The organism is Luteimonas terricola (assembly GCF_004352845.1).
GTDB classification, from domain to species: Bacteria; Pseudomonadota; Gammaproteobacteria; order Xanthomonadales; family Xanthomonadaceae; genus Luteimonas; species Luteimonas terricola.
Map to the genome: position 1 here is coordinate 117,583 of NZ_SJRX01000008.1, position 24,878 is coordinate 142,460.

Below are 24,878 nucleotides of genomic sequence, written 5' to 3' on the forward strand. Positions count from 1 at the left end.
CGCCGTCCCGCCTTACTGCGCGGCCGTGGTTCCGCCCGCGGAGGCCTGCCACCCGCAGGTCTTGCCTTCGTTCTGCTCCACCAGCCATCCCTGCAGCGGTGCGAAGTATTCCAGCACCGCCGACGCGTCCATGGTCTCGCCGCCGGTCAGCTCCTTCATCGTCTGCTGCCACGGCTGGCTGTTGCCCTTGGACAGCATCGCCCAGAACTTCCCGCCCGCGGCCTGGTCGCCGGCGAAGCTGCACTCGTTGAGCGGACCGTCGTGGCCGGCGGCATCGCACAGCGCCTTGTAGAACTGGAACTGCAGCACGTGCGAGAGGAAGTAGCGCGTGTACGGGGTGTTGCCCGGCACGTGGTACTTGGCGCCCGCATCGAAGAACTCCTCGCCGCGCGGGTTCACCGGGGCCACGCCCTGGTAGCGCGCCTTCAGGTCCCACCAGGCCTGGTTGTAGTTGTCCGGAGTGATCGTTCCGTCGAACACGCCCCAGCGCCAGCGGTCGATCATCAGGCCGAAGGGCAGGAAGGCGACCTTGGACAGCGCCATGCGCATCTGCGAGTTGATCAGCGCCTCTTCGCCCGGCGCCTGGCCTTCGACCAGCCCGATCGACTGCAGGTACTGCGGGGTCATCGCCAGCTCGATGGTGTCGCCGATGGCCTCGTGGAAGCCGTCGTGCGCACCGTTCTGGAACAGGGGCGGGAGCTCGCCGTAGGCCAGGTAGTAATAGACGTGGCCGAGCTCGTGGTAGATGGTGGTGAAGTCTTCCTCGTTGGGCTTGATGCACATCTTGGTGCGCACGTCGCTGGCGTCGGGGTTCATCTGCCAGGCGCTGGCGTGGCAGACCACGTCGCGGTCGCGCGGCTTGATGAACTGGGTCTTCTCCCAGTACGACTCCGGCAGCGCCGGCATGCCCAGCGATGTGTAGAACTCTTCGGCCTGGCGGGTCATGGCCTTCGCGTGTTCGAGTTGCGCTCCGCGCGCGACTTCGACCCGACCGTCGGTCTCCAGCAGCGCGCTTTCGCGCATCAACCGCTCGTTGAGCGAGGCCTGGTACTGGCGCTCCAGCGCGCCGGTCACGTCCAGCTGGCTGGCATTGGGATAGGGCGCCACCAGTGACCACAGGTTGCTCCAGTCCTGCTGCCACATGTTGCCCATCAGGTGCGCGGGCAGCATGCCGTTGATCGACCCCTTGCCCGGGTACTCCGCCTCCAGGCGGGTGCGGGTGTAGCAGTGCAGCTGTTCGTACAGCGGCTCGACCTGGCCCCAGAGGCGGTCGGTCTCGGCGGACAGCTCGGCCGGGGTCATGTCGTAACCGGCGCGCCAGAGTTCGCCGGCGTCGGCGAAGCCGAGGTCGCGCGCGCCTTCGTTGACCAGCGCCGCGAAGCGCTCGTAGTCGGCGCGCATCGGCTGCGAGATGGTGTGCCAGCCCTGCCACGCATCGAGCTGGGTGTCGTAGTCGCGGTCGTTGCGCAGCACGTCCTCGAGTTCGCCGAGCTGGCGGCAGGAGCGCGCGTCGCCTTCGCCGGTGCAGTACTCGCCGCGTGCGTAGATGCCTTCCATCTTCGTGGCCAGGGTGGTGAGCTCCGAGAGCTTCGCGGGATCGCGCGGCGGCGGCATCGCGGTGCCGAGCTTGAGCAGGCTGATCGCGCGCTCGGTGGCCGGCGACATTTCCTTGCCCTCGAAGCGCCGCGACTGCTCCACCCACTGCTGCGTACGCGCGAGGAAGCGTTCGTTGCCCTTGGACGCCAGCAGTTCGCTGTCGCCGTTGCTGTAGGTGGCGGCCACCCACTGCGAGGCCGTCATCTCCGGCATCAGCTGGGCGTATTCCTCGTTCACGCGGGCGATGAACTCGTCCGCGGTCTCCTTCTCCAGCTGCGCCTGCGACGGGCCGCCGTCGGGGCCGGGGGCGGTCGAAGGCGTGCGCGAACAGGCGGCCAGGACCAGGCCGGCGGCAATGGCGATGGCGATGCGGGTGCGTGGTTTCACTGGTGGATCTCCGGTGGCGCCCGCTCGGGCGCGAAACCCCCGCAGGCTAGTAGGCGGGTGGCGTGGCCGCAAGTGGCGGCCGCGTCAGGCCGGAAGCAGGGCGCGCGCCTGCAGCCAGGCGCGGGCGTCCCCGGCGTCACGTTCGAACCAGGCGCGGGTGGAGCCGAGCCGGAAGCTGTAGCCCCAGGTGTCCATGTCCGCCATCAGCCGGTTGCGCCCGACGCCGGGCAGGGCGTCGGCAAGGACGATCTGCAGGTAGCAGCTCGCGTCCTCCTCGGGCACGGAATCGGTGGCGTCGGTGTGCACGAGCGCGCGGCGCTCGGGCGGCAGCACGATCAGGTGGCAGGCTTCGTGCAGCATGGAATGCACGGGCGTATCGCCGCGCGCGTAGACCGTGCAGCCGATGATGCCGGCCTCGGGCTCGCCCCAATAGCTGCCGGGAATCGGTGCGCCATCCTCGACGCCGACCAGCTCCAGCCCGTGCTCCGCAAGCAGCGCGGCCGCATCGGCAACGCCGATGTCCCGCAGCAGCAGCACCTCCGCGTCACCGCTTGCCGCGGCCACTCCTGCAGGAGCAGCTGCAGCTGCGATCGGGGTTGCGACCTGCTCGGCCATGGTGTCCGGACTGGGCTCTGCAACAGTCGCAGCTGTGGCTGCTCCTGCGGAAGCATCGCGGGTCATGGGGAGCTGCGCGCGCTCAGCCGACGGTCGCGCGCTCGTCGGTCAGGGCCACGCTGATGTCGAGCACGTCGTGGTCGCCGTCCTTGATCAGGTCGACCTTGACCGCGTCGACGTCGACGCTGACGTACTTGCGGATCACTTCCAGCAGTTCGCGCTGCAGCAGCGGCAGGTAGTCCGGCGCGCCGCGCGAGCTGCGCTCCTGCGCGACGATGATCCGCAAGCGCTCCTTGGCGATCGACGCGGTGTTCTTCTTCGGCTTGAGGAAATCGAACATGCCCATGCCTCAACCTCCGAACAGCTTGCTGAAGAAACCCTTCTTCTCCAGCTGGATGAAGCGCATCGGCCGCTCCTCGCCCATGATCCGGGCGACGGCGTCGTCATAGGCTTGCCCGGCCTCGGATTCCATGTCCAGGATCACCGGTTCGCCCTTGTTGGAGGCGTTGAGCACGTCGCCCGACTCCGGGATCACGCCCACGGTCTTCAGGCCGAGGACGTCCTCGACGTCGGTGATCGACAGCATTTCGCCATCGCCCACGCGCTGCGGGTTGTAGCGGGTGAGCAGCAGGTGCGAGGTGATCGACTCGCCCGCCTCGGCCCTGCGGGTCTTGGAGTCCAGCAGGCCGATGATGCGGTCGGAGTCGCGCACCGAGGAAACCTCGGGATTGACCACGACAACCGCCTGGTCGGCGAAGTACATGGCCAGGAACGCGCCCTTCTCGATGCCGGCCGGGGAGTCGCAGACGATGTAGTCGAAGCCGTCGGCGTCGAGCTCCTTCAGCACTTTCTCCACGCCGTCGCGGTTGAGCGCGTCCTTGTCGCGGGTCTGCGACGCCGCGAGGATATACAGGGTGTCGAAGCGCTTGTCCTTGATCATCGCCTGCTTCAGCGTGGCCTCGCCCTGGGTGACGTTGACGAAGTCGTACACCACGCGGCGCTCGCAGCCCATGATCAGGTCGAGGTTGCGCAGGCCGACATCGAAGTCGATGACCGCGACCTTCTTGCCGCGCCGCGCCAGGCCGCAGGCCAGGCTCGCGCTGGTGGTTGTCTTGCCGACGCCGCCCTTCCCGGACGTGACTACGATGATCTCGGCCAAAGTCTGTCTCCTGTATGCGCGCTTCAGTCGAGCGCTGCTATTTTCAGCTGGTCGCCATCCAGCCAGACCTGCACGGCCTTGCCGCGCAGGTCTGCGGGGATGTCTTCCAGCACCTTGTAGTGTCCAGCGACAGCCACGAGTTCGGCATGGAACTCGCGGCAGAAGATACGCGCCCGGGCATTGCCCTGCGCGCCGGCGAGCGCGCGACCGCGCAGCGCACCGTAGATATGAATGGAGCCGTCGGCGATGACCTCGGCGCCGGCGCCCACGGCGGCCAGCACGGTGAGGTCGCGGTTGTCGGCATAGACCTGCTGGCCCGAGCGCACCGCGCTGGCCTGGATCAGGCCGGGGCCACCGTTGCCCGCGGGCGGTTCGACCGCGGCGGACGTGGCCGCGCGGGACCGTTCCGCGGCCGGCTGCGCGGCGGGAGCCGCTTCGGGAGGCGCGGCCGCGGTTGTGCCGCCACCGGCGGGTTCGTACTGGGCGCGGAACTTGGCCAGCAGCGGCAGGCCGAGTTCGATGGCCAGCTGCTCGTTCTCGCTGTTGCCCCAGGCCAGGGCCACGGGCAGGGCACCGGCCGCGCGCAGGGCGTCGAGCAGGGCGCGCGCGGTTTCGGTGTCGGGCAGTGCGGACAGGCCGCCGAAATCGACCACCACCGCGCCGCGGCCGAACAGCTTGGGCGCGCGCTGCACGCGATCGCGCATCTCGGCGGCGAGGCGTTCGACGTCGAGGCTGCGGATGCGCAGGTTGGCGATGCCGACCTGGCCGATCTTGAGCTCGCCGGCGGGCTCGAAGCTCACGGCGGGTGCGCCCTGGGCCTTCGCCATCATCGGGTTCCCGTCGCCAGGCGGGCTTCGTCGGCCGGCCGCGGCTGCGTGAGCCAGGGCTCGTCGGGCAGGGCGTCGCCATAGGTGTCGCGGACCCAGGCGTAGCTGCACATGCCCTTGGTCAGCATCGAGGCGCGGATGCCGGTGCCCGGCATCACGTGCTGGCCGACCTCGCGGAAGCCGAAGCTGCCGTGGAAGATGCGCGCGGTGTCGCTGTCGTGCTCGACGAAGACCTCGCAGGCCAGCACCGGGTAGCGGAGTTCGGCATAGCCCTGGACGTCGGCGTAGATCGTGCGGCCCACGCCACCGCCACGGCGGCGGCTGGCGACGACCACGCGGTCGATGTACATGAAGTCCGGATGGCGCTCGGCGAACCAGCCGAAGTTGCTGCTGTCGTGGCCACGGCGCGAGCCGAAGCCGACCAGGAACCCGGCCAGGGTGCCGTCGCGCTCGGCCACCCGGAAATAATCCGCGCTGTTGAAAAACTGGCGCAGGCGGGCCGAATCGAGCGGCAGGATGGAGGGACCGGCGGCATTGTTCAGGGCAAGGACGGAATCCAGCTCGTGCTCGCGCACGTCGCGGACGACAATCGACATTCCAGACTCCGTGGTGTGACCAATGACGCCAACGTGGCGGGCGAGGGCGTGGGGCCAGCGCGTCGCGTTCGTCGACTTCGGGCGATTATCGCATGGCCCCGTTGCGTCGGGTGACCGCGGGCATGACTTCCGGACCGTAGCCGGGGCGTCGCTTGCGCCTACCATGCGGGCATGCTCCAGCGTTTCGACCACAACCGGCTGCTGCGTTACGCGGGACTGTTCACCTGGGCGGTGATCGGCCTGCCATTGCTGCTGCTGACCCTGCCCCAGCCGGACCGCGACGGCGTGGCCGCAGCGGTCGCCCCGGGGGCGATCCAGGCCTGGGTGGCGTGGGCGGTCTTCGGTTCCAGCTATGCCTGGCTCACCCGGGGACTGGGCCGGCAGCGGGTCGGGGGCGTGGACCGGACGCTGCTGGCGGGCCTCGCCGGTGGCGCGATCGCGATCAGCTACTACAGCCAGAGCGGCCTGGGCAGCATCCTGCTGATGGTGGTGGCCAGCGTGCTGCCCTGGGTGCTTCCCGTGTGGCAGGGCGTGGCCCTGCTGGTGCTGTGCGAATTCGTGATCGTGCCGGTGTACGTGCGCGGATTCGACTTCTCCTGGGCCGAGGCGGTGCTCCAGGCCAGCCTGTACGTGGGGTTCACCGGCTTCGCCTTCGTCACCGGCCTGGTCGCGCGCCAGCAGGCCCAGGCCCGGGACGAGCAGCGCCGCCTGAATGCGGAATTGCGCGCCACCCGCGCGCTGCTGGCCGAAAGCGTGCGGGTCAACGAACGCACCCGGATCTCCCGCGAGCTGCACGACCTGCTCGGCCACCACCTGACCGCGCTGAGCCTGAACCTGGAGGTCGCCAACCACCTCACCCAGGGCAAGGCCCAGGAACACGTCGGGCAGGCGCACACCCTGGCCAAGCTGCTGCTTTCCGATGTCCGCGAGGCGGTCAGCCAGATCCGCGGCAACGAGACCATCGACATGGCCGCGACCCTGGAGCCGCTGGCCGGCAACGTGCCGGGGCTGACGGTGGAGATGCGCCTGCCGCGGCCGTTCCCGATGGAAGACCCCGAGCGCGCGCACGTATTGCTGCGCTGCACCCAGGAGATCATCACCAACGCCGTGCGCCACGCCCAGGCCAGCGTGCTGCACCTGCAGTACGCGCTGGAGCGCGGCGCGGTGCGCCTGGTGGCCCGCGACGACGGCCGCGGCGCCGACGGTTTCACCGCCGGCAACGGCCTGCGCGGCATGCGCGAGCGGCTGTCGGCGTATGGTGGCGAGGTCGAGGCGGAAACCGCCCCGGGGCAGGGCTTCACCCTGCGCCTGCGCCTGCCCCTGGACGACATCGCGGACATCGCGGTACCCGTGGCGGAGCCGTCCGGCCCGCCGCAAACCACTACGGAGGCGACATGACGACCACCGCAAGCCCCGCGGCCCCCGGCTCCGTGATCCGCGTATGCCTGGTCGACGACCAGACCCTGGTGCGCCAGGGCATCCGCTCGCTGCTGGCGCTCGACGGCGGCATCGAGGTGGTGGCCGAGGCCGTGGACGGCCGCCAGGCGGTGGAGATCATCCCCGGCGTCGCCCCGGACGTGGTGCTGATGGACATGCGCATGCCGGCGATGTCCGGGCTGGAGGCGCTGCAGGCGCTGTCCCAGGCCGGCACGCTGCCGCCCACGATCATCCTGACCACCTTCGATGACGACCAGCTGGTCCTGGCCGGGCTCAAGGCCGGGGCCAAGGGCTACCTGCTCAAGGACGTGTCGCTGGAGCAGCTGGTCGGGGCCATCCGCACGGTGGCCGGGGGCGGCTCGCTGGTGCAGCCGGCGGTCACCCAGCGCCTGCTGTCCGGCCTGGAGCACATGCGCAACGACTTCGTCAGCCTCGACCGCCCGGACCCGCTCACCGACCGCGAGACCGAGATCCTGCGCCTGATGGCCTCGGGCTTCTCCAACAAGGAGATCGCCAATTCGCTGGGCGTGGCCGAAGGCACGATCAAGAACCACGTGTCCAACATCCTCAGCAAGCTCGGGGTCCGCGATCGTACCCGCGCGGTGCTCAAGGCATTCGAGCTGCAACTGGTCTGAGCGCGGCGCCGCCGCGTGCCCGCCGGCCCCGGTCGCAGCCGGATGTGGAAAAATGCGCGTCGCGAAGGTCGCGGCGACGCCGGCAATCTTGCTAGGATTGCCCGTCTGCGCCCCGGCCTCGGCCGGTCCTGGTCCCGGAGAACCCTGAATGACCCGTTTGCTTGAGCTCCTGATTTCCCTGGCGATCGTCGCCGTGCTGTTCCTGCTCGTCGGCGTGCTGCTGCCGTCCAGCCGCTCCCTGACCGAAAATGTCGAGACCAATCGCAGGATGGCGATCGTGTTCGACACGCTCAACAGCTTCAAGCGCTTCGACGACTGGCATCCCTTTGCGCTGGGCCAGGTGAAGCTCAACCGCTCGGGCCCGGACGATGGCGTCGGCGCGCGCATCGACTACGACTCCGAAGTGTCGGGCGTGGGCAAGGGCAGCTGGGAGATCGTCGAGTCCGATCACGATTCGCGCGTGGTCTACAGGATCGAGGACAACAAGCGCGGCTCTGACAAGTCGACCTCGTTCACCCTGAAGCCGACCGGTCGCGGTGGCCGCAACATCGAGATCACCCAGGACTACAAGGTCGACTACGGCTGGAACCTGCTCGGCCGCTACGCCGGCCTGTATGTCAGCCGCAACGTCGGCGACACCATGAAGCTCGGCCTTGGCCGCCTGAGCAACATGCTGGCCTCGGTGCCGAACTTCGACTACCGCGTCGAGGGCTCGAACCTGACCGGCCTGGAGATCGCGGAAATCCCGGCCGAGAACCTGCTGGTGGTCAACGCCGGCGCGATCGAGCGCAACAACGAAGTCATCAAGAAGGCGATGAAGGACAACGTCGAGTGGATCGCGCGCACCATGGCCGCGAGCGACCTCGAGCCGGTCGGCCCGGTGCGCATCGTGACCACCGAGTTCGCGCGTGAGACCTACACCTTCGACGTCGTCCAGGCCGTGCGCCGCAAGGGTACCGCCAGCGAGGCCGACGCCGTGGCCGATGGCGCCGATGCGGCGGGCGAAGCCGCCGACGAAGCAGTGGAAGGCGGCCAGGCGCCCGTCGCGCCGACCTTTGTGGTGACCGGGTCGGAAGCCATCGACGAGGCGTCGATCGAGCTGCTGGGTCCGGTGACCTACGTGCGCAGCGAGCCGACGCGCGTGGTCCGCGCCAGCTACAAGGGCTTCATGGCCGAGCTCGACGTGGCCCGCAACGCCACCCGCGCCTGGGCCATGACCCAGGGCGAAGAGGCCATCGGCCGCCCGTACGAGTACTACCTCAACGGCGTCGACAGCGCGTTCACCGCCGACGGCCAGTTCCAGGTGTTCTGGAACCTCAAGCGCTGAGCCACGGCACGCGCGTGGAGTACTCCGGAACGCCGCATCGAAAGGTGCGGCGTTCCGCGTTCCGGAGGAGGCGTTTGCGATGAACCGGCAGGCTGGCATTCCATCCGCGGCGGGCCGCCGCATCCTGGCGCCGGCCGGCGCGGTACTGGCCGCGGCCGCGGTGGCGCTTGCGGCCTATGCCTCGCACGCCGCCGGTCCCGATGCGGGCGCGCGGCTGGGGCTGGCCGCGGCCTTCGCCTTCGGCCACGGCCTGGCATTGGCGGCGCTGGCGCCGCGCGCGGCCGGGCGGCTGGCGATGGCGGGGTTGTGGGCGATGCTGGTGGGCGTGGCGCTGTTCGCCGGCTCGCTCGCCGGCGCCCACTTCTTCGACCTCCCGACCCGGCTGGCGCCGATGGGCGGGAGCCTGATGATCCTCGGGTGGCTGCTCCACGCCGCCGCCTCGATCCGGGACTGACGCCAATGCCACGCTACAGCCGCGGTTACGACACCCTCGAAGCCGATGCCTGGCTGGCCCGCCGCGACCGGCGCCTGGGCACCTGGATCCGCCGCCTTGGCGCGATCGAACCCGATCCGCGCTGGCGCCGGTCCTTCGACCCGGTCGACGCCCTGGCCCGGGCCATCCTCTACCAGCAGCTGAGCGGCAAGGCCGCGTCGACGATCGTGTCGCGGGTCGAGGCCGCCATCGGCGACACCCGCTTCCACTGCGACACCCTGGGGCGCGTCGACGACCCGACGCTGCGTGCCTGCGGCGTCTCCGGCAACAAGACGCTGGCCCTGCGCGACCTCGCCGCGCGCGAGGCGCGGGGGGAGATCCCGGACCTGCGGCGGATGTCGGTGATGGACCAGGACGCGATCGTGGCGGCGCTGGTGCCGGTCCGGGGCATCGGGCGCTGGACGGTGGAGATGATGCTGATGTTCCGCCTGGGGCGGCCGGACGTGCTGCCGGTGGACGATCTGGGCATCCGCAAGGGGGTGCAGGTGCTGGACCGCGCCGACGCCATGCCGACCCCACGGGAACTCGCTGCGCGCGGCGAGCGCTGGGGGCCGTTCCGGACGCACGCCGGGCTGTACTTGTGGCGCATCGCGGACTCCGTCAATGAGGCGAAGGTGCCGACGAAACGTTCGCAGGAGTGAGGCAGGGGCTGCGTGGGGCAGGCCAGCGGCACATCACTCCGTGGCCAGCCTGACGGAAGCCACTGCGTGATGCGCCACTGGCCTGCCCTTCATCCTCCCCGCGATCGATCAGCCCTTTCCGGGCGCGAGCAAGGCCAGCAGTCCGCGGACGGCCTGCAGGCGTTCTTCCGGCGTGGGCAGTTCGAGCGTGAGGCGCAGGGTGTCGGGGCCGTCCATGCGGTAGCTTTTCGGCTGGCCCTGGACCAGTTGGATGATGGCCATGGGATCGACCGACGGTTTTTCGGCGAATTTCACCCTGCCGCCGCTGGCGCCCACGTCGATCTTGACGATTCCAAGGATGTTGGCCTTCAGCTTGAGCTCGGCGGTTGCGAACAGCAGCTTGGCCGGCACCGGCAGCAGGCCGAAGCGGTCGATCATCTCCACCTGGAGCTCGCGCAGCGCCTCCGCATCGCGCGCGGAGCTGATGCGCTTGTACAGCGTCAGGCGGGTGTGCACGTCGGGGAGGTAGTCATCCGGGATCAGTGCGGGCGCGTGCAGCTCCACGTCCGCGCCGCGTGCGGCGGTGCCGTCGACGTCGGGCAGTTCGCCGCGCTTGATCGAGCGCACCGCGCGCTCGAGCAGCTCGGTGTAGAGGCTGAAGCCGACCTCGGCCATCTGGCCGCTCTGGTCTTCGCCCAGCAGTTCGCCGGCGCCGCGGATCTCGAGGTCGTGGGTGGCGAGGGTGAAGCCGGCGCCCAGCTCGTCCATCGAGGCGATCGCGTCCAGGCGCTTCTTCGCGTCGGCGCTGATCGAGCGTTTGTCCGGCACCACGAGGTAGGCATAGGCGCGGTGGTGCGAACGGCCGACGCGGCCGCGCAGCTGGTGCAGCTGGGCCAGGCCGAAGCGGTCGGCGCGGTTGATGATGATGGTGTTGGCGTTGGGGATGTCGATGCCGGATTCGATGATGGTCGAGGCCAGCAGGACGTTGAAGCGCTGCTTCTGGAAGTCGAGCATCACCCGCTCCAGCTCGCGCTCGGGCATCTGGCCGTGGGCCACGCCGATGCGCGCGTCGGGCACCAGTTCCTGCAGCTGGCGCTGCATGCGGCCGATCGATTCGACGTCGTTGTGCAGGAAGAACAGCTGGCCGCCGCGCGCGAGCTCGCGGTCGAAGGCCTCGTGCAGCTGGTCGTCGTCCCAGGGCACGACGAAGGTCTGCACCGCCAGCCGGTTGGCCGGGGCGGTGGCGATGATCGACAGGTCGCGCAGGCCGGCCATGGCCATGTTCAGCGTGCGCGGGATGGGCGTTGCGGTGAGGGTGAGCAGGTGCACGTTGGCGCGCAGCGCCTTCAGCGCCTCCTTCTGGCGCACGCCGAAGCGCTGCTCCTCGTCCACGATCACCAGGCCGAGGTCCTTGAAGCGCACGTCCTTCTGCAGCAGGCGGTGGGTGCCGATGATGACGTCGATCGTGCCTTCGGCGACCTTCTCCAGCTCGGCCTTGATCTCCTTGGTGCTCTTGAAGCGCGACAGCACCTCGACCCGCACCGGCCAGTCGGCGAAGCGGTCGCGGAAGTTGGCGTAGTGCTGCTCGGCCAGCAGCGTGGTCGGCACCAGCACCGCGACCTGCTTGCCGGCGGCCGCGGTGGCGAAGGCCGCGCGCACCGCGACTTCGGTCTTGCCGAAGCCGACGTCGCCGCAGACCACGCGGTCCATCGGCTGCGAGGACTGCAGGTCGCGCAGCACCGCTTCGATCGCCGAGTGCTGGTCGGGGGTTTCCTCGAAGGGGAAGGTGGCGGCGAAGGGTTCGTACATGCCGCGGTCGATGTCGATGGCCAGGCCGGCGCGGGCCTGTCGCCTGGCCTGGATCTCGAGCAGCTCGGCGGCGACGTCGCGGACCTTCTCGGCCGCCTTGCGCCTGGCCTTCGTCCATTGCTCGCCGCCCAGCGAATGCAGCGGCGCGGTTTCCGGCGAGGCGCCCGAGTAGCGGCTGATCAGGTGCAACTGCGCGACCGGCACGTACAGCCGGTCGCCCTTGGCGTATTCGATCTCGAGGTATTCGGCGGGCATGCCGCCGGCTTCCAGCGTCACCAGTCCGCGGTAACGGCCGACGCCGTGGTCCTCGTGCACGATCGGCGAGCCGTCGGACAGCTCGCCGAGGTCGCGGATGATCGCCTCGGGCTCGCGGCCGGCGCGCTTGCGGCGCCGCGGCTGCGCGGCGCGCTCCGGGAACAGCTGGCGCTCGGTGAGCACCGCCAGCGGCAGGCCACCGGTGACGTCGCCGTCGAGCGCGAAGCCGTCCTCGAGCGGCGCCACCGAGATCGCGAAGCGCGCGTCGCCGGCGGCGAAACTGCGGAAGTCCGGCAGCACCTGCGGGTGCAGCGCGGCGGCGTCGAGCACTTCGAGCAGCGCTTCGCGGCGGCCGGGGCTGTCGGCGGACACCAGCACCCGGCCCGGATAGCTGCCGAGGAAGTCCTTGAGCGGCGCGGCGGTGGCGTCGTGGCGGGCGGACACCGGCAGCTGCGGTGCCGGCTGTTCGCCCAGGCGCGCGGCCTCGGCGTGGCGCGGGTGGTCGGCGCCCGCGATCTCGATCCGCGGCGCCTCGTTGAAGCGCGAACGCAGCGCGTCGGGTGCCAGCCACAGCGCGTCGGGCGGGAGCACCGGGTGTTCGACGTCGTGCCGGCGCTGCTCGTGGCGCTGCCCGGCCTGGGTCCAGAAGTGGTCGGCGGCGGCCGGCGTGCCGTCGTCCACCAGCGGGAGGGCGCTGTTGCCGAGGTAGTCGAACAGGGTGGCGGTCGCGCCGTCGGGGAAGAACAGCGGCAGGTAGTACTCGATGCCCGCGGGCGCGGCGCCGGCCTTCAGGTCCTGGAACAGCGCGCTGCGCCGGGTGTCGATGTCGAAGCGTTCGCGCAGCGCGTCCAGCGCGCGCCCGCGCGAGGTTTCGTCCAGCGGCACCTCGCGCCCGGGCATCAGCTGCACGGCCTGGACCTTGTCCAGCGAGCGCTGGCTCTCGGGGTCGAAGACGCGGATGGTGTCGATCTCGTCATCAAGCAGTTCGACGCGGAACGGCGCCGCCTCGCCCATCGGGTAGACGTCGAGCAGGGCGCCGCGCACGGCGAAGTCGCCGGGGTCGTAGACCTGCGGCACGTTGCGGTAGCCGGCGGACTGCAGGCGGCGCTTCTCGGCATCCAGGTCCAGGCGCTGGCCGACGCGCAGGTCGAAGCTGTTGCCGATCACGTAGGACAGCGGGGGCAGGCGCTGCATCAGCGTCTGCACCGGCACCACCAGCACGCCGCGTTTCAGCTGCGGCAGCCGGCGCAGGGTGGCCAGGCGCTGGGAGGTGATCTCCGGGTGCGGGCTGAAGCGGTCGTAGGGCAGGGTCTCCCAGTCGGGGAAGGCCAGCACCGGCAGCGCGGGATCGGCGCCGACCAGGGTCTGCAGGTCGGCCTCGAGCTGGGTGGCCGCGTGGTTGTCGCGCGTGACCGCCAGCAGCACGCCATCGTGGGCGCGCGCGGCGGCGGCCACGAACCAGGCCAGCGCCGAGCGCGAGGCGGGCGCGCGCCACCAGGCGCGTGGCCGGCCGGGGCCGGGCAGTGGAGGGGCGGAAAGCGGCAGGGAAGCCGGGGGGGCTGGGGTCTTGTCGGTCATCGGCACGCAAACAACGGCAGCGCCGGATGCGGTCAGGCACCCGGCGCAGGGGCGTGCAGTTTACCGCGGCACCGCTGCGGACCGGGCCGGTGGGTTCAGGCGCGGGCGTCCATGCCGGCGGCGGGCGTCGTCGCGGCCAGCGGCAGGTGGATGCGCGTGAAACCCGGGTCCGCGCCCTCCACCTGGCCAAAGCCCATCGACAGCGCAAGGTCCAGCAGCGGGCCGTTGTCCTCGGGGATGTCGCCGTGCAGCGCGTCCAGCCCCTTGCCGCGGGCCCATTTCGCCAGGCGGCGCATGAGGTGGCGGCCCAGGCCCATGCCGGCGACATTCCGGCTGGTGAGGATGGTGAACGCCGCATCGCGACTGCCGGCAGCGACGGCGGCCCGGGCCATGCCCAGGATCATGGCCTCGCCCGGCGGCAGCTGTTCGGAGACCACGAGCGTGAATTCGTTGCGGGTGTCGGGCTGCGACAGCTGGCGGGAGAGATCGGTGCCCATCCGGTGCACGCCGCCAAGCAGGTGGGTGCGCATCGCGTCCGGCTGCAGCAGCTCGAAGCTGGCATGCAGGACGGGGGCATCCTCCGGGCGGATGGGACGGATCAGGACATCACGGCCGTTGCCGAGGCGGATCTCCTCGTGCCACGGGGGAAGGCGGTTTCTGGCGACCATGGGACGGATGCTGGCATGGTCGAAGTGAAGCCGGTCTCTACATCCCCGCGGGCCGCACCTGGCCGGGCCGGCTCAGGCGGGGCTGCGGAGCCAGTGCAGGCGGGACGTCGCGCCGCGTTCCGCCAGCGCCGAGGACAGGGCCGCCAGCGCGGGCTTCAGGGCCAGGTCGAACTGCCAGGGCGCGTTGACCACCAGCAGGCCGCTGCCGTTCATGCGCAGCGGCGAGTCGTCGGGGCGCACCAGCAGCTCGGCCAGCAGCACCGATTTAGCCGGCAGGTCGGCGGCGCGGCGCTGGAACGGACCCAGCGTGCGCCGCAGCTTGATCGGATACCAGAGCGCGAACACGCCCTGCGGGAAGCGGCGCAGCCCCTCGCGGATCGCGGCCAGCGAGGTGTCGAACTCGGCGAGCTGGGTCTCGTAGGGTGGATCGATGAGCACCAGCCCGCGGCCGATGCGGGCCGCGCCGTCACGCGGGGGCAGCAGGGCGCGCATGGCGGCATAGCCGTCGCCTTCCTGTACGCGCACGCGGCGGTCGGCGGCGAGCGTCGCCGCCAGCACCTTCGCTTCCTCCGGCTGCGTCTCGCAGCAGACGATGCGGTCGATGTCGCGCAGTGCGTGCGCGAGCAGCCAGGGCGAGCCGGGATAGGCGTCGGCGCCGTGCTGTTTGCGGCACGCCGACACCGCCTCGAGGTAGCGGCGCAGCAGCGGGTCGCGCGGCGTTTCGGCGATCAGCCGGGCGATGCCGTCGTCGGCCTCGCCGGTGCGCTGCGCGCTGGCGCCGGCGAGGTGGTAGAGGCCGCGGCCGGCGTGGGTATCGAGTGCGAACAGCGGCGCCGGCTTGGCCACCAGCGCATCGCACAGCGCGAGCAGGACGATGTGCTTGAGGACGTCGGCATGGTTGCCGGCGTGGAAGGCGTGGCGGTAGTTCATCGCTGCAGGATACCGGTCCGCCGCCCGCCCGCGGTGCCCGGTATGCTGCGCGCGATGCCCGCCGATGCCGCGCCGCCGCCGTCCACCCTGCTGCTGGTCGAGGACGATCCGGCGATCGCCGAGGCCGTGCTCTACGCGCTGCGCGCCGAGGGCCACGTGGTCGAACACCGGATGCTGGGCACCGGCGTGGCCGGGCGGGTGCGCGCCGGCGGCATCGACCTGGTGCTGCTGGACGTGGGGCTGCCCGACATCGGCGGCTTCGAGGTCTGCCGCCAGCTGCGGACCTTCAGCGCGCTGCCGGTGGTGTTCCTGACCGCGCGCGGTGACGAGATCGATCGCGTGCTCGGGCTGGAGCTGGGCGCCGACGACTACATCGCCAAGCCGTTCTCGCCGCGTGAGCTGGTGGCGCGCGTGCGTGCGCGGCTGCGGCGCCATCCGGCCGCGGACGACAGCGGCCCGCGGCGGCATGGGCGCTTCGAGCACGACGCCCAGGCACGGCGGATCCGCTTCGACGGCCAGCTGCTGGACCTCACGCGCAACGAGTACGCCCTGCTGGCCGAACTGCTGCGTCGGCCCGCTGCGATCCTGGGCCGCGCGCAGTTGCTCGACCGCGCCTGGACGGACGCGCCCGAGAGCGGCGAACGCACCGTCGACACCCATGTGAAAACCCTGCGGGCGAAGCTGCGCCTGCTCGATCCCGATGCCGACCCGATCCGCACCCACCGCGGCGTCGGCTATTCGCTGGACACGGACTGACGCGTGCGCATCGGCCTGCGCATCCTGCTGGGCTATTTCCTGATCGTGGCGCTGGCGGCGCTGCTGCTCGGCCAGGTGTTCCTGCGCGAGGTGAAGCCCGGCGTACGCCAGGCGATGGAGGACACGCTGGTGGACACCGCCAACGTACTGGCTGAGCTCGCCACCGACGACCTGCTGGCCGGGCGGATCGCCGACGGGCAGTTCGCCACCCGGATCCACGCGCTGGCGGGGCGCGACATCGGCGCCGGCATCTGGGGCTTCGAGAAGCGCGAGGCCAGCTATCGCATCACCGTCACCGACGCGCGCGGGATCGTGCTCTTCGACTCCGCCGGCCGCGACGTCGGTGCGGACTATTCGCAGTGGAACGACGTCTACCTGACCCTGCGCGGCGGCTATGGCGCGCGCTCCACGCGCAGCGACCCCGATGACGACGCCAGCTCGGTGATGCACGTCGCGGCGCCCATCCGCGACGGCGCGCGCATCGCAGGCGTGCTGACGGTGTCCAAGCCCAATCGTGCGATGGCGCCGTTCATCGCCCGCAGCGAGGGCGTGATCCTGCGCTGGGGCCTGGTGCTGCTCGGCAGCGCGCTGCTGGTCGGCCTGTTCGCCGCCTGGTGGCTGTCGCGGCAGCTGGGCGGACTGCGTGGCTATGCGGATGCAGTCACCGCGGGCCGGCGCGCGGTCCTGCCCGATTCCGCCGGTGAGTTCGCAGACCTCGGGCGCGCGCTGGAAACCATGCGCGACCGCCTCGAGGACCGCCGCTATGTCGAACGCTACGTGCACGCGCTCACCCACGAGCTGAAGTCGCCGCTGGCGGCGATCCGCGGCTCCGCGGAGCTGCTGGAGTCGCCGCTGCCGGAAGCCGACCGGCGGCGTTTCGCCGCCAACATCGGCGCGCAGAGCGAGCGCATGGCGGGAATGATCGACAAGCTGCTGGCACTGGCCGCGGTCGAGCACCGCCAGCGGCTGGAGGATCCGGGGCCGGTGGACCTGGCGGCCGTCGCGCGCGAGGTCGCCGAGGCGGTGGCGCCGCGGCTGCGTGCGGGCGGCGTCACCCTGGCGCTGGAGGCGGACGAGCCGCTGCCGTCGCCGTCGGGCGATGCCTTCCTGCTGCGGCAGGCGTTGGAGAACCTGGTCGACAATGCGATCGCGCATTCGCCGGGCGGCGGTACGGTCTCGGTGGCGCTGCGGGCGCAGGACGGCGGCGTGCGGGTCGAAGTGGCCGACGAAGGCCCGGGCGTGCCGGACTTCGCGCTGGAGCAGGTCTTCGAACGCTTCTATTCGCTGCCACGCCCCGATGGCGGCGGACGCAGCAGCGGCATCGGCCTGACCTTCGTGGCCGAGGTGGCGCAGCTGCACCATGGCCGCGCCTGGCTGCGCAACCGCGACGGCGGTGGCGCGCTTGCCGGGATCGAACTGCCGACCGCCTGAGCGCGGCCGCTTCACATTCGCTTCACCATCGCTCCGCCGCAGGCACACACGGCGGCGTCACCCTTCCTGCGGTTTCCAACGGGAGGTGCGGACATGCGTCTGTGGGTGAAGATACTGATGGTGGCGGCGATGACGATCGCGATCCTGGTGCCGTTGACGATGGTGCGCGGGGTGATCGACGAGCGCCAGGCGCGGCGCGCGGAGGCGGTGTCGAACATCGCCGCAAGCTACGGCGGGCGCCAGGTGGTGTCGGGCCCGGTGCTGGTGGTGCCTTACACGGAGAGCGTGCGCGAACAGGCGGCCGACGCGGCCGGCATCATGCGCACCACCGAACGCCGCCGCACGCGGCACTGGACCTTCTTCCCCGAGACCCTGGTGGTCGACGGCGAGATGATGCCGGACACCCGCAAGCGCGGCCTGCACGAAGTCCGCGTCTACGAGTGGCAGGGCACCGTGCAGGCGCGCTTCGACGCGCGCATCCCGGATGATGCCGCCGAAGGTGCCGGGCGCAGCATCGGCGAGCCCTGGCTGGCCTTCGGCATTGCCGACGTGCGCGGCCTGCGCGAGCTGCCGCGGATGCAGGTCGACGGACGCGTGCTCGCGCTCGCGCAGGGCATCGGCCACGAGGACGGCCCCGGCGTGCACGCGCGGCTCCGGGCACCGGCCGCGGGCGCCCGCATGGCGTTCGCAAGCCGTGTCGACCTGCAGCTGCGCGGCACCGAGTCGTTCGCGATGATGCCGCTGGCGCGCGACAACGACCTGCGACTGCGCTCAAGCTGGCCGCACCCGCGCTTCGAAGGCCTGTCACCGGTGCATGACCTCGACGGCGCCGGCTTCAGCGCGCAGTGGAAGGTCGCCTCGCTGTCCACCGAGGCCCAGCGTCGCTACCGGAAGCAGGCCTCGCTGGCCCGCGAGGTGCAGCCCTACCAGCCCTGGAGTCCGGATCCCGACACCGCCGGCCTGACCCTGGTCGACCCCGTCAATGCCTACCTGCAGGCGGAGCGCGCGACCAAGTACGGGCTGCTGTTCGTGCTGCTGACCTTCGTCGCCTTCTTCATGTTCGAACTGATGCGGCAGCAGCCGATCCACCCCATCCAGTACGGACTGGTGGGGCTGGCGATCGCGATCTTCTTCCTGCTGCTGGTCAGCCTGGGCGAGCACATTCCCTTCGGCCTGGCCTACCTGTCGGCGGCCGCGGCCTGCATCGGCCTGATCGGCTTCTACCTGGCGGCCGTGCTGGGCGGCGCGCTGCGCGGCGCGGCCTTCGCGGGGATGCTGGCCACGCTCTACGCCGCGCTCTACGGCCTGCTGGTGTCCGAGGACAACGCCCTGGTGCTCGGCGCCGGCCTGCTGTTCGTGGTGCTGGCCGCGATCATGGTGGTGACGCGCAGGGTCGACTGGTACCAGACGTCGATGCGTCCCCATGTGCGGTAGCGCCGCGGTGCCTGCACGCCTAGAAGGGAAGCGCGGCTCCGAGCCAGAGCGAGAGTCCTGCAAGGCCGCCGCCGATCACGGTGGCGGCGAGCACGTCGCTGGGCCAGTGCAGCCCGAGCACGACGCGCGACAGCGCCACCATCGCGGTGAACGGCAGCAGCACCCAGGCCAGCTGGGGGTAGTAGGCGAGCGCGACGATGGTGAACGAGACCGCATGCAGGGTGTGCCCGGAGGGGAAGCTGAATTCGTCCAGCGGCGCGATCCAGGCGCGGATGCGGACGTCGGCGGCGAAGGGACGCGGGCGCCGGGTCCAGCGCTTGAGTGCCTTGTAGAGCAGCAGTGCCAGGGCACCGGTGGCAGCCATGTGCGCCGAAGCGCGCAGGCCGTCGAAGCCGTCGAGCAGCACCATTGCCGCCATCAGCATGTACCAGGCGACGCCGTCGCCGAGGCGGCTGATCGCGGCGAACGTGCGCAGCACGCCGGCGTGCGCGCACCAGTCGTTGGCGCGCAGGCAGAGGAAGTGGTCGGCGCGGTGGCGCTCAGGCGAGGGCTGCATGGACATCGGCGTGGCTCCTGCGGAGGGCGATGCCCTGGAGAACGGCGTCGAAGTCGGCCGCGACCTGGGCCGGGCGCAGCGGCTGCACGGCGCGGCGGGCGTTGCCGCCCATGTCCCGGCGCGATGCGTCCTCGAGCGAGAGGCGGCAGGCGGCATCGATGAAGGCCTCTTCATCGTGCAGCGCGATGGCGGCGCCGTGCACGCCGTGCATCAGGTGCTCGGCGGCGGCACCGTAGCGATAGGCGACGGTGGCCACGCCGCTGGCCATGGCCTCGAGGGTGACGTTGCCGAAGGTCTCCGACAGGCTCGGGAACAGGAACAGGTCGGCGCTGGCGAAGTGGTGGGCGAGCGCTTCCCCGCGCTGCATGCCGCAGTAGATGAAGTCGGGGTTGGCTTCGCGGATGCCGCCAAGCTCGGGTCCTTCGCCGACCCAGATGAAGCGCGCGTCCGGGCGCAGTTCCTGCAGGGCGCGGAAGGCGCGGATCGCGAGGTCGAGGTTTTTCTCCGCGGCCATGCGGCCGACGTAGGTCACGGCCAGGCCGTCCGGCTTCAGGCCCCAACGGGCGCGCAGCGCCTCGTCGCGATGCCCGGGATCGAAGCGCCGGGTGTCCACGGCGCGCGGCAGGTGCACGACGTTGTCGAAGCCCAGGCCATTGAGCTCGGTGCGCAGCTCAAGGGTCGGCACCAGGGTGGCCGCCGAGCGGTTGTGGAAGCGTCGCATCCAGGCCAGCGCGACCGGCTGCATCCACTGCGCGGCATAGTCGCGCATGTAGTGGTCGAAACGGGTGTGGAAGCCGGAGGCGACGGGGATGCCGAGCGCCTTCGCGGCGCGCATGGCCGACCAGCCCAGCGGACCCTCGGTGGCGATGTAGATCGCGTCGGGCCGCTGGCGGCGCCAGTGCCGCCGCAGTCTGGCGACGGACGGCAGGCCGAAGCGCAGGCCGCTGTAGAACGGCAGCAGGGCGCCGGCGGTCAGCAGTTCGCCATCCGCAGGGCGGTCCCGGCGGTGCTGGCGCGGGCGCACCACTTCAACCTCGTGGCCACGGGCGCGGAGCCCGCGTTCCAGCTCCCGCACGGTGAGCGCGACGCCGTTGACTTCCGGCGGATAGGTCTCGGTGACGATCGTGTAGCGCATGCAAGACTCCGGTTTGACCAGAGCCTGACCGCAGGCGGTGTCGCGGCTGTTGCAATTGTTTGACGGCTATGTGACGCGCACTACCAGTGCAGCTGGACGCGGGCCTCGACGATCGACGGGTCGTCGTGGACCACCGCGCCGCCACCTGCCACTTCGCGACGGCTGGCGACGTCGACGTAGTTCAGCATCAGCTTGGCGTTGTCGCGCCAGTACCAGTTCACGCCCACCGTCCAGGCGTCCATGCGGCCGCCGCGGAGGGAGCCGTCGTCGAGGTCGAGCTGGTCGTAGCGCAGCCCCAGCTGCCAGAGGCCGGCGCCCTCGACCGTGGTCCGCGGCAGGCCGCCGCGGTAGCCCCAGGTGGCGCCGCCGGGCGTCCACAGCGCGCTGGCGTAGCCGCCCTGGGTGTCGTAGTTGCCGTGGCCGATGCGGTCGCCGCTGGCGATGAAGTATTCGCCCTGCAGCTTCAGCGGTCCGCTGATCCAGATCGCCTCCAGCCCCGTGGTGGCGAGGCGGTCGACGTCGCTCAGGACGCCGCTGTCGACCACGCGCACGGCGGCCATGTCGGCATTGGGCCGCGAGCGCAGGCGCAACTGGTCGCCGTCGGTGTCGCGGTCGACATGGCTCAGGCCCAGGTGCAGCACCTGTCCATCGTCGCGTACGGGCGCCCACCAGGCGCGCGCGCCGTAACCGGCACCGCCGGCGTCATCGTCCAGATTGCGCCCGAACCAGCCCAGGGTGGCGCCGTGGCCGCCGGCGTCGTAGCTCCAGGATGCGCCCAGGCGGCGGCCGGTGGCGAATACGCCGGTGGCCGAGGCCTTGGCGATGAAGTCGTTGTTGCGCGAGGACGACAGCTCTTCGAGGCCGTTGGGCTGCTTGGACTGGCCCAGCAGCAGTGTGTGCTTTGGCGAACCTTCGCCGCCGAAGCTCCACGACACGTTGTTGTCGAGGTAGTTCTCGCCCTCCACGTCGTACCCCAGTGCCCACGCGAACCCGCCCGGGCCGCTGCCCTTGAGGGCGAGCTCGAAGCGGCGGATGCCGGTGGCGCGGTCGCGGCCGTCCGGGCGGCCGTCGAGGTCGAGGACGTCGTTGTCGAACCAGTAGCCGTCGACCTGGAACATGCCTTCAAACGACACGTCGGAACCGGCCACGGTGCCCAGGGGGACTTCGGCATGGGCAGGGAGGAGGCAGGCGGCGGCAAGCGCGATCGGCAGCAACAGGAATTTCATGGAATCGACGCGATCCGGTCATGTTTTCGTGGGTCGCCAGTCTAGCGCGCGGGATGTGAGCGGCCGGGTCACGGTCGGGGCCATCCGCGGCACGTTGCGTTCCGGCGCCCGCTCAGCGTCCCAGCCGGCCCGCGTCCACGCGGCTGAGTCCGCCGGGTGCGTCCTGGAAGCCGGAAGTGAGCAGGACCGCGCGAATGGCGGGGTCGTCGCTGCGGGCCAGGGTCTGCAGCGTGTAGCTGCTGTCGGCGTCGATGCCGAGCGTGGCTTCGAGCAGCAGCGGGCCGCCGGTGTCCTCGGACACCAGCGCGAGCGTTCCGCTGCGGCCTTCGCAGCTGGGCGTGCCGGCGAGCAGCAGTGGCGGCAGTGCATCCCCGGGCAGGGCGACCTCGAGCCGTACACGGCCGCCTGCGGCACGGCAGCCGTCGTCGTCGAACAGCATCCGTGCGTCGTCCAGCGAGGCGCGCAGCGCCAGGCCCGACAGCGGGGGCAGGGTCAGCACGCCGTGTGCATGGTCGATGCCGCGGACGCGGCCGCGTTGCAGCGCAAGCGCTGCGTGCGGGCTGCGCAGCCGCAGCCGCTGGCGGCCTGCGAGCAGCGGCAGGGGCGACAGTCCAAGACGCAGGTCGCCGAGCTCCGCGCCCTGCCACTGTGCCTGGCGCAGGGCTCCGCGCCAGAGGCTGCCTTCGACGCCGGTGGCCGACAGGCCCGCCGGCAGGGACAGTCGCGGCAGCACGAGCTGCAGCGGGGCCGACAGGAGCAGGGCCAGGACGAAGCTCCCCGCGAACCAGCAGGCCAGGCGCCGGCCGCTCATGGCGCGACTCCGCCGCCGAAGCCGACCTCGGCGCGCAGGTGGCCGTCGGCGCGCTCGACGCGCAGCGATGACGGCGCGAGGCCACCGTCATCGGCCAGGTGGCCCAGCCAGCCGAACAGGGCGGGCGACGCCACGCGTTCGAACTCGAGCACGAACGCGCCGTCGGCGGCGGTACGCTGGCGGCCGGGGGCGAGGCCGGCTTCGCGCAGGCTGTCCAGGACCACGCGCTGCAGGGCTTCGCCCGTCGCCGCTGCGGGCGGCGTGGCGCCGGCCGTGGCAAGCGCTGCGACGTCGGCCTGCACTGCCTGCAATGCCACGGCCGCGCGGTCGTGACGGGCTTCGGCGCCATCGCGCATCGCGCGCAGCGGCCACATCAGGCCGTACCACCAGGCAAAGGCGGCGAGCAGGGCGGCCATCACCGCGAGCATTGCGCGTTCGCGCGGCTCGCGGCCGCGCCACCAGGCCAGGACACGATCGCTCGGGCCCATGTTCATGCTGCGGGCTCCAGGACCAGGCCGGTGTGCAGGCCTCCGGGGACGTCGCTGCCGCCGCCTTCCACCAGCCGCCAGCCGTCGGTGGCGAGCGCAGCGCGCAGGGCTTCGATGTCGTCGGGACCGGGATGGAACACCACGGCGCGCAGGCGGTCGCCGCGCTGGAATTCGAGTTCGACCAGGTGGCTGCCGCTGCGCGCGGCGACGGCGGAGAAGAGCGCGCCGCTGGCGGCGGCGAACAGGCGGGGCTCACGCGCGGCCTGCAGGTGCAGGTGGAGTGCGTCGGGTGCGGCATCACGGGCGGCGGGCAGGGCTTCGCGCACGGCGGCCTCGGCGCGGGATTCGAGCGCGCGTGCCGCCAGCTCCAGGCGCAGCGCCTGCGCTGCGACCAGCAGCAGCGGCGAGGCCAGCAGCACTGCGACGAGCCACGCCAGGCGTCGGCGGCTGGCCGGCTTCGCGCGCGCCGAGGCCGGGGCGAAGCCGCCCTGCAACAGGTCGAGCTCGGGGCGCAGCGCGCGCGCTGCCAGGCTCTCGATATCGCCGTTGATCCGGGCGAGCGGGCGGTCGCCGAGTACCTGCGCCGCCAGCGCGGGCGGAGCGCTGAACGCGAGGCCGTCGCCGCGCGCCAGCCAGCGGTCCGCGGTGACCAGCAGGTGGACGGATCCGGCATCGGCCGGCTCCGGCAGCAGGAGCTGCTCCGGCACCGCGGCATCGGGATGCAGGCCAAGGGCCGCGGCGCGTGCAAGCCAGCCGCGCAGCGCGCCGGGCTCGACTGCCGCCACGGTGCGGAGGGTCGCGGTGGCGTCCGCGTCCAGCACGACGTGCGGCTCGCCCGGCTGCGCGAGCCGGCCCGCCAGCAGGGCGCGCGCGGCGGCATGGGCCTGCGCGCTGCTGTGCGCCTGCAGCGCCAGGCGGTCGATGCGCACGGCGTCGCCGGGCACCACCAGCACCGTGCGCGTCACGGCCGGCATCGGTGCCGCAGGCGCATCGGGCCGCAGCGCGGCGCGCGACAGCACGCGGCCGCCATCGTCCACGTCCAGGCAGATGGCCTCGGCCGCCGGGTCGGCGGGCAGGAACAGGATGCGCTTGCTCATTCGTCGTGTGTCCATCGTCTGGCCGCCAGGCGCACGGGCCCGTGGGAATCGCTGTCGAGCAGCGCACTGAGCAGCACCTCGGCGCCGTCGTAGTCCACTTCGGTGTGCAGGCTGAAGTAGCGCGTGCGCAGCCGGAGCTGTTCCCACACCGGGTCGGGCAGTTCCGCGGCCATGACGGCCGGGTGTGCGGCGAATTCAGGCATGCCGCGCCAGCCGCCGGCCGGCCGCGAGGCGATCACCCGGCGCGCGCTGCCGATGTCGAGTGCGTTGTCGCTGAGCATGGCGAGGATCACGGCGTCCTCCTCTCCGAGGGTGTTGATGTTCACCGGGGACAGCGCGTGGTCGGGCTGCGCGCAGACGTGCGGGCGCAGGCGCGCATAGCCGGCGGCGTCGTGGCCGACGATGGCCCGCAGTTCGCTGGCTTCGGCCAGCAGGGCGCCGGAGGTCCGGTACCCGGGGCCGCGGGCGGCGTAGGCCGCGTCCTCGGCACCGGCCGGACCGGGGACCTGGTCGCCGTCGATCCAGTCCACCAGGGCGTCGGCCATGGTCGACGCCTGCTCGGGAGTGAAGTCCAGTGCGCGCAGCAGCGCCCGGTACTGGCCGGCGCCGGTCTCGCGTCGGACCCACTGCCCCGGGGCGCCTTCGACCACGCTGTTGAGGTTGAAGCAGGTGGTGGCGTCGTCGAGGCGCACGCGCATCGCGCCGCCGTCGATCGGGAACACGAAGGGCCGGCCGTTCCAGCCGCCCTCGAGCGTGGTGCGGCCGTCGCCGCGCTCGAGCTGGTGGATGCGCGCGCGCGCCAGTTCCTCGCTGCCCAGCGCGTACCACTGCGCCTGTGCCAGCGCCTGGGCGTTGCCGGTGCGGCGCAGGCCGAAGCGGATGTCGTCGAGCACCGACACCAGCAGCACCGTCATCACCGCGACCAGCAGCAGCACGGTGAGCAACGCCGCGCCGCGCTGGCGCCCGATTTCAATTGAATGGGCGTCGCGGGAGGGCATGCCGCGGAAGGGCG

Annotated in this window: 24 protein-coding genes; 8 read left to right on the forward strand and 16 right to left on the reverse strand. The window is 71.4% G+C overall.

Annotation, left to right across the window (positions count from 1 at the left end):
- Positions 1 to 12: 12 nt before the first annotated feature.
- From E2169_RS12330 to E2169_RS12355, 6 genes are all read right to left on the reverse strand, one after another.
- Positions 13 to 1,983: a M2 family metallopeptidase gene (locus E2169_RS12330; RefSeq protein WP_132986904.1), complete on the reverse strand. Its 1,971-nt coding sequence runs from the start codon at positions 1,981 to 1,983 to the stop codon at positions 13 to 15.
- 84 nt (positions 1,984 to 2,067) lie between these two features.
- Positions 2,068 to 2,598: a hypothetical protein gene (locus E2169_RS12335; protein ID WP_165942413.1), complete on the reverse strand. Its 531-nt coding sequence runs from the start codon at positions 2,596 to 2,598 to the stop codon at positions 2,068 to 2,070.
- Between the two features lie 82 nt (positions 2,599 to 2,680).
- Positions 2,681 to 2,944, reverse strand: coding sequence for a cell division topological specificity factor MinE (minE, locus tag E2169_RS12340; RefSeq protein ID WP_132986905.1), 264 nt, complete (start codon positions 2,942 to 2,944; stop codon positions 2,681 to 2,683).
- 3 nt (positions 2,945 to 2,947) lie between these two features.
- The gene (gene minD, locus E2169_RS12345; protein WP_132986906.1) at positions 2,948 to 3,757 is read right to left on the reverse strand and encodes a septum site-determining protein MinD; all 810 of its coding nucleotides are present in this window, start codon (positions 3,755 to 3,757) and stop codon (positions 2,948 to 2,950) included.
- Positions 3,758 to 3,780: 23 nt separating this feature from the next.
- Positions 3,781 to 4,584 (reverse strand): septum site-determining protein MinC, encoded by an 804-nt coding sequence (gene minC, locus E2169_RS12350; protein WP_132986907.1) that lies wholly within the window; start codon positions 4,582 to 4,584, stop codon positions 3,781 to 3,783.
- Entirely contained in the window at positions 4,584 to 5,180 is a 597-nt protein-coding gene (locus tag E2169_RS12355; RefSeq protein WP_132986908.1) for a GNAT family N-acetyltransferase, read from the reverse strand. Before E2169_RS12355 ends, minC begins: the two co-directional genes overlap by 1 nt.
- 171 nt (positions 5,181 to 5,351) lie before the next feature.
- On the opposite strand from E2169_RS12355, the gene E2169_RS12360 reads away from it, so the two are divergent.
- From E2169_RS12360 to E2169_RS12380, 5 genes are all read left to right on the forward strand, one after another.
- Positions 5,352 to 6,578, forward strand: a complete 1,227-nt coding sequence (locus E2169_RS12360) for a sensor histidine kinase (RefSeq protein WP_132986909.1) — start codon at positions 5,352 to 5,354, stop codon at positions 6,576 to 6,578.
- A gap of 32 nt (positions 6,579 to 6,610) precedes the next feature.
- The gene (locus tag E2169_RS12365; protein WP_132986947.1) at positions 6,611 to 7,252 is read left to right on the forward strand and encodes a response regulator; all 642 of its coding nucleotides are present in this window, start codon (positions 6,611 to 6,613) and stop codon (positions 7,250 to 7,252) included.
- 148 nt (positions 7,253 to 7,400) lie between these two features.
- Positions 7,401 to 8,579, forward strand: coding sequence for a polyketide cyclase (locus E2169_RS12370; protein ID WP_132986910.1), 1,179 nt, complete (start codon positions 7,401 to 7,403; stop codon positions 8,577 to 8,579).
- A gap of 79 nt (positions 8,580 to 8,658) precedes the next feature.
- Positions 8,659 to 9,033 carry a DUF423 domain-containing protein gene (locus E2169_RS12375; RefSeq protein WP_132986911.1) on the forward strand — a complete coding sequence of 125 codons (375 nt, stop codon included), beginning with the start codon at positions 8,659 to 8,661 and terminating at the stop codon, positions 9,031 to 9,033.
- A gap of 5 nt (positions 9,034 to 9,038) precedes the next feature.
- Positions 9,039 to 9,713 (forward strand): DNA-3-methyladenine glycosylase family protein, encoded by a 675-nt coding sequence (locus E2169_RS12380; RefSeq protein WP_132986912.1) that lies wholly within the window; start codon positions 9,039 to 9,041, stop codon positions 9,711 to 9,713.
- A gap of 108 nt (positions 9,714 to 9,821) precedes the next feature.
- Here E2169_RS12380 and mfd read toward each other — a convergent pair whose 3' ends face one another.
- The 3 genes from mfd to E2169_RS12395 all read right to left on the reverse strand — a co-directional run bounded on the left by mfd (position 9,822) and on the right by E2169_RS12395 (position 14,932).
- Positions 9,822 to 13,334, reverse strand: coding sequence for a transcription-repair coupling factor (gene mfd / locus E2169_RS12385; protein WP_132986913.1), 3,513 nt, complete (start codon positions 13,332 to 13,334; stop codon positions 9,822 to 9,824).
- 95 nt (positions 13,335 to 13,429) lie between these two features.
- Complete coding sequence (locus tag E2169_RS12390; RefSeq protein ID WP_132986914.1) at positions 13,430 to 14,002, reverse strand: GNAT family N-acetyltransferase; 573 nt, start codon at positions 14,000 to 14,002, stop codon at positions 13,430 to 13,432.
- A 72-nt stretch (positions 14,003 to 14,074) separates the two neighbouring features.
- Positions 14,075 to 14,932: a 23S rRNA (adenine(2030)-N(6))-methyltransferase RlmJ gene (locus E2169_RS12395; protein ID WP_132986915.1), complete on the reverse strand. Its 858-nt coding sequence runs from the start codon at positions 14,930 to 14,932 to the stop codon at positions 14,075 to 14,077.
- A 42-nt stretch (positions 14,933 to 14,974) separates the two neighbouring features.
- Here E2169_RS12395 and creB point away from each other — a divergent pair, with 42 nt between their 5' ends.
- The 3 genes from creB to creD all read left to right on the forward strand — a co-directional run bounded on the left by creB (position 14,975) and on the right by creD (position 18,553).
- Positions 14,975 to 15,688, forward strand: a complete 714-nt coding sequence (gene creB / locus E2169_RS12400) for a two-component system response regulator CreB (protein ID WP_132986916.1) — start codon at positions 14,975 to 14,977, stop codon at positions 15,686 to 15,688.
- Between the two features lie 3 nt (positions 15,689 to 15,691).
- Entirely contained in the window at positions 15,692 to 17,119 is a 1,428-nt protein-coding gene (creC, locus tag E2169_RS12405; protein ID WP_132986917.1) for a two-component system sensor histidine kinase CreC, read from the forward strand.
- 93 nt (positions 17,120 to 17,212) lie between these two features.
- Positions 17,213 to 18,553 carry a cell envelope integrity protein CreD gene (gene creD / locus E2169_RS12410; RefSeq protein WP_132986918.1) on the forward strand — a complete coding sequence of 447 codons (1,341 nt, stop codon included), beginning with the start codon at positions 17,213 to 17,215 and terminating at the stop codon, positions 18,551 to 18,553.
- Between the two features lie 19 nt (positions 18,554 to 18,572).
- On the opposite strand, the gene E2169_RS12415 is transcribed toward creD, so the two are convergent.
- The 7 genes from E2169_RS12415 to gspK all read right to left on the reverse strand — a co-directional run bounded on the left by E2169_RS12415 (position 18,573) and on the right by gspK (position 24,864).
- Positions 18,573 to 19,115, reverse strand: a complete 543-nt coding sequence (locus tag E2169_RS12415; RefSeq protein WP_132986919.1) for a phosphatase PAP2 family protein — start codon at positions 19,113 to 19,115, stop codon at positions 18,573 to 18,575.
- On the reverse strand, positions 19,093 to 20,244 hold the full coding sequence (locus E2169_RS12420) for a glycosyltransferase family 4 protein (protein WP_132986920.1): 1,152 nt from the start codon (positions 20,242 to 20,244) through the stop codon (positions 19,093 to 19,095). The genes E2169_RS12415 and E2169_RS12420 overlap by 23 nt, the downstream gene beginning before the upstream one ends.
- Before the next feature lie 80 nt (positions 20,245 to 20,324).
- Positions 20,325 to 21,470, reverse strand: a complete 1,146-nt coding sequence (locus E2169_RS12425; RefSeq protein WP_132986921.1) for an OprO/OprP family phosphate-selective porin — start codon at positions 21,468 to 21,470, stop codon at positions 20,325 to 20,327.
- A 112-nt stretch (positions 21,471 to 21,582) separates the two neighbouring features.
- Positions 21,583 to 22,281 carry a type II secretion system protein N gene (gspN, locus tag E2169_RS12430; protein WP_132986922.1) on the reverse strand — a complete coding sequence of 233 codons (699 nt, stop codon included), beginning with the start codon at positions 22,279 to 22,281 and terminating at the stop codon, positions 21,583 to 21,585.
- Positions 22,278 to 22,775 (reverse strand): type II secretion system protein GspM, encoded by a 498-nt coding sequence (gspM, locus tag E2169_RS12435; RefSeq protein ID WP_132986923.1) that lies wholly within the window; start codon positions 22,773 to 22,775, stop codon positions 22,278 to 22,280. The genes gspN and gspM overlap by 4 nt, the downstream gene beginning before the upstream one ends.
- Entirely contained in the window at positions 22,772 to 23,866 is a 1,095-nt protein-coding gene (gspL, locus tag E2169_RS12440) for a type II secretion system protein GspL (RefSeq protein ID WP_165942414.1), read from the reverse strand. The genes gspM and gspL overlap by 4 nt, the downstream gene beginning before the upstream one ends.
- The gene (gspK, locus tag E2169_RS12445; protein ID WP_132986948.1) at positions 23,863 to 24,864 is read right to left on the reverse strand and encodes a type II secretion system minor pseudopilin GspK; all 1,002 of its coding nucleotides are present in this window, start codon (positions 24,862 to 24,864) and stop codon (positions 23,863 to 23,865) included. The genes gspL and gspK overlap by 4 nt, the downstream gene beginning before the upstream one ends.
- Positions 24,865 to 24,878 lie beyond the last annotated feature (14 nt).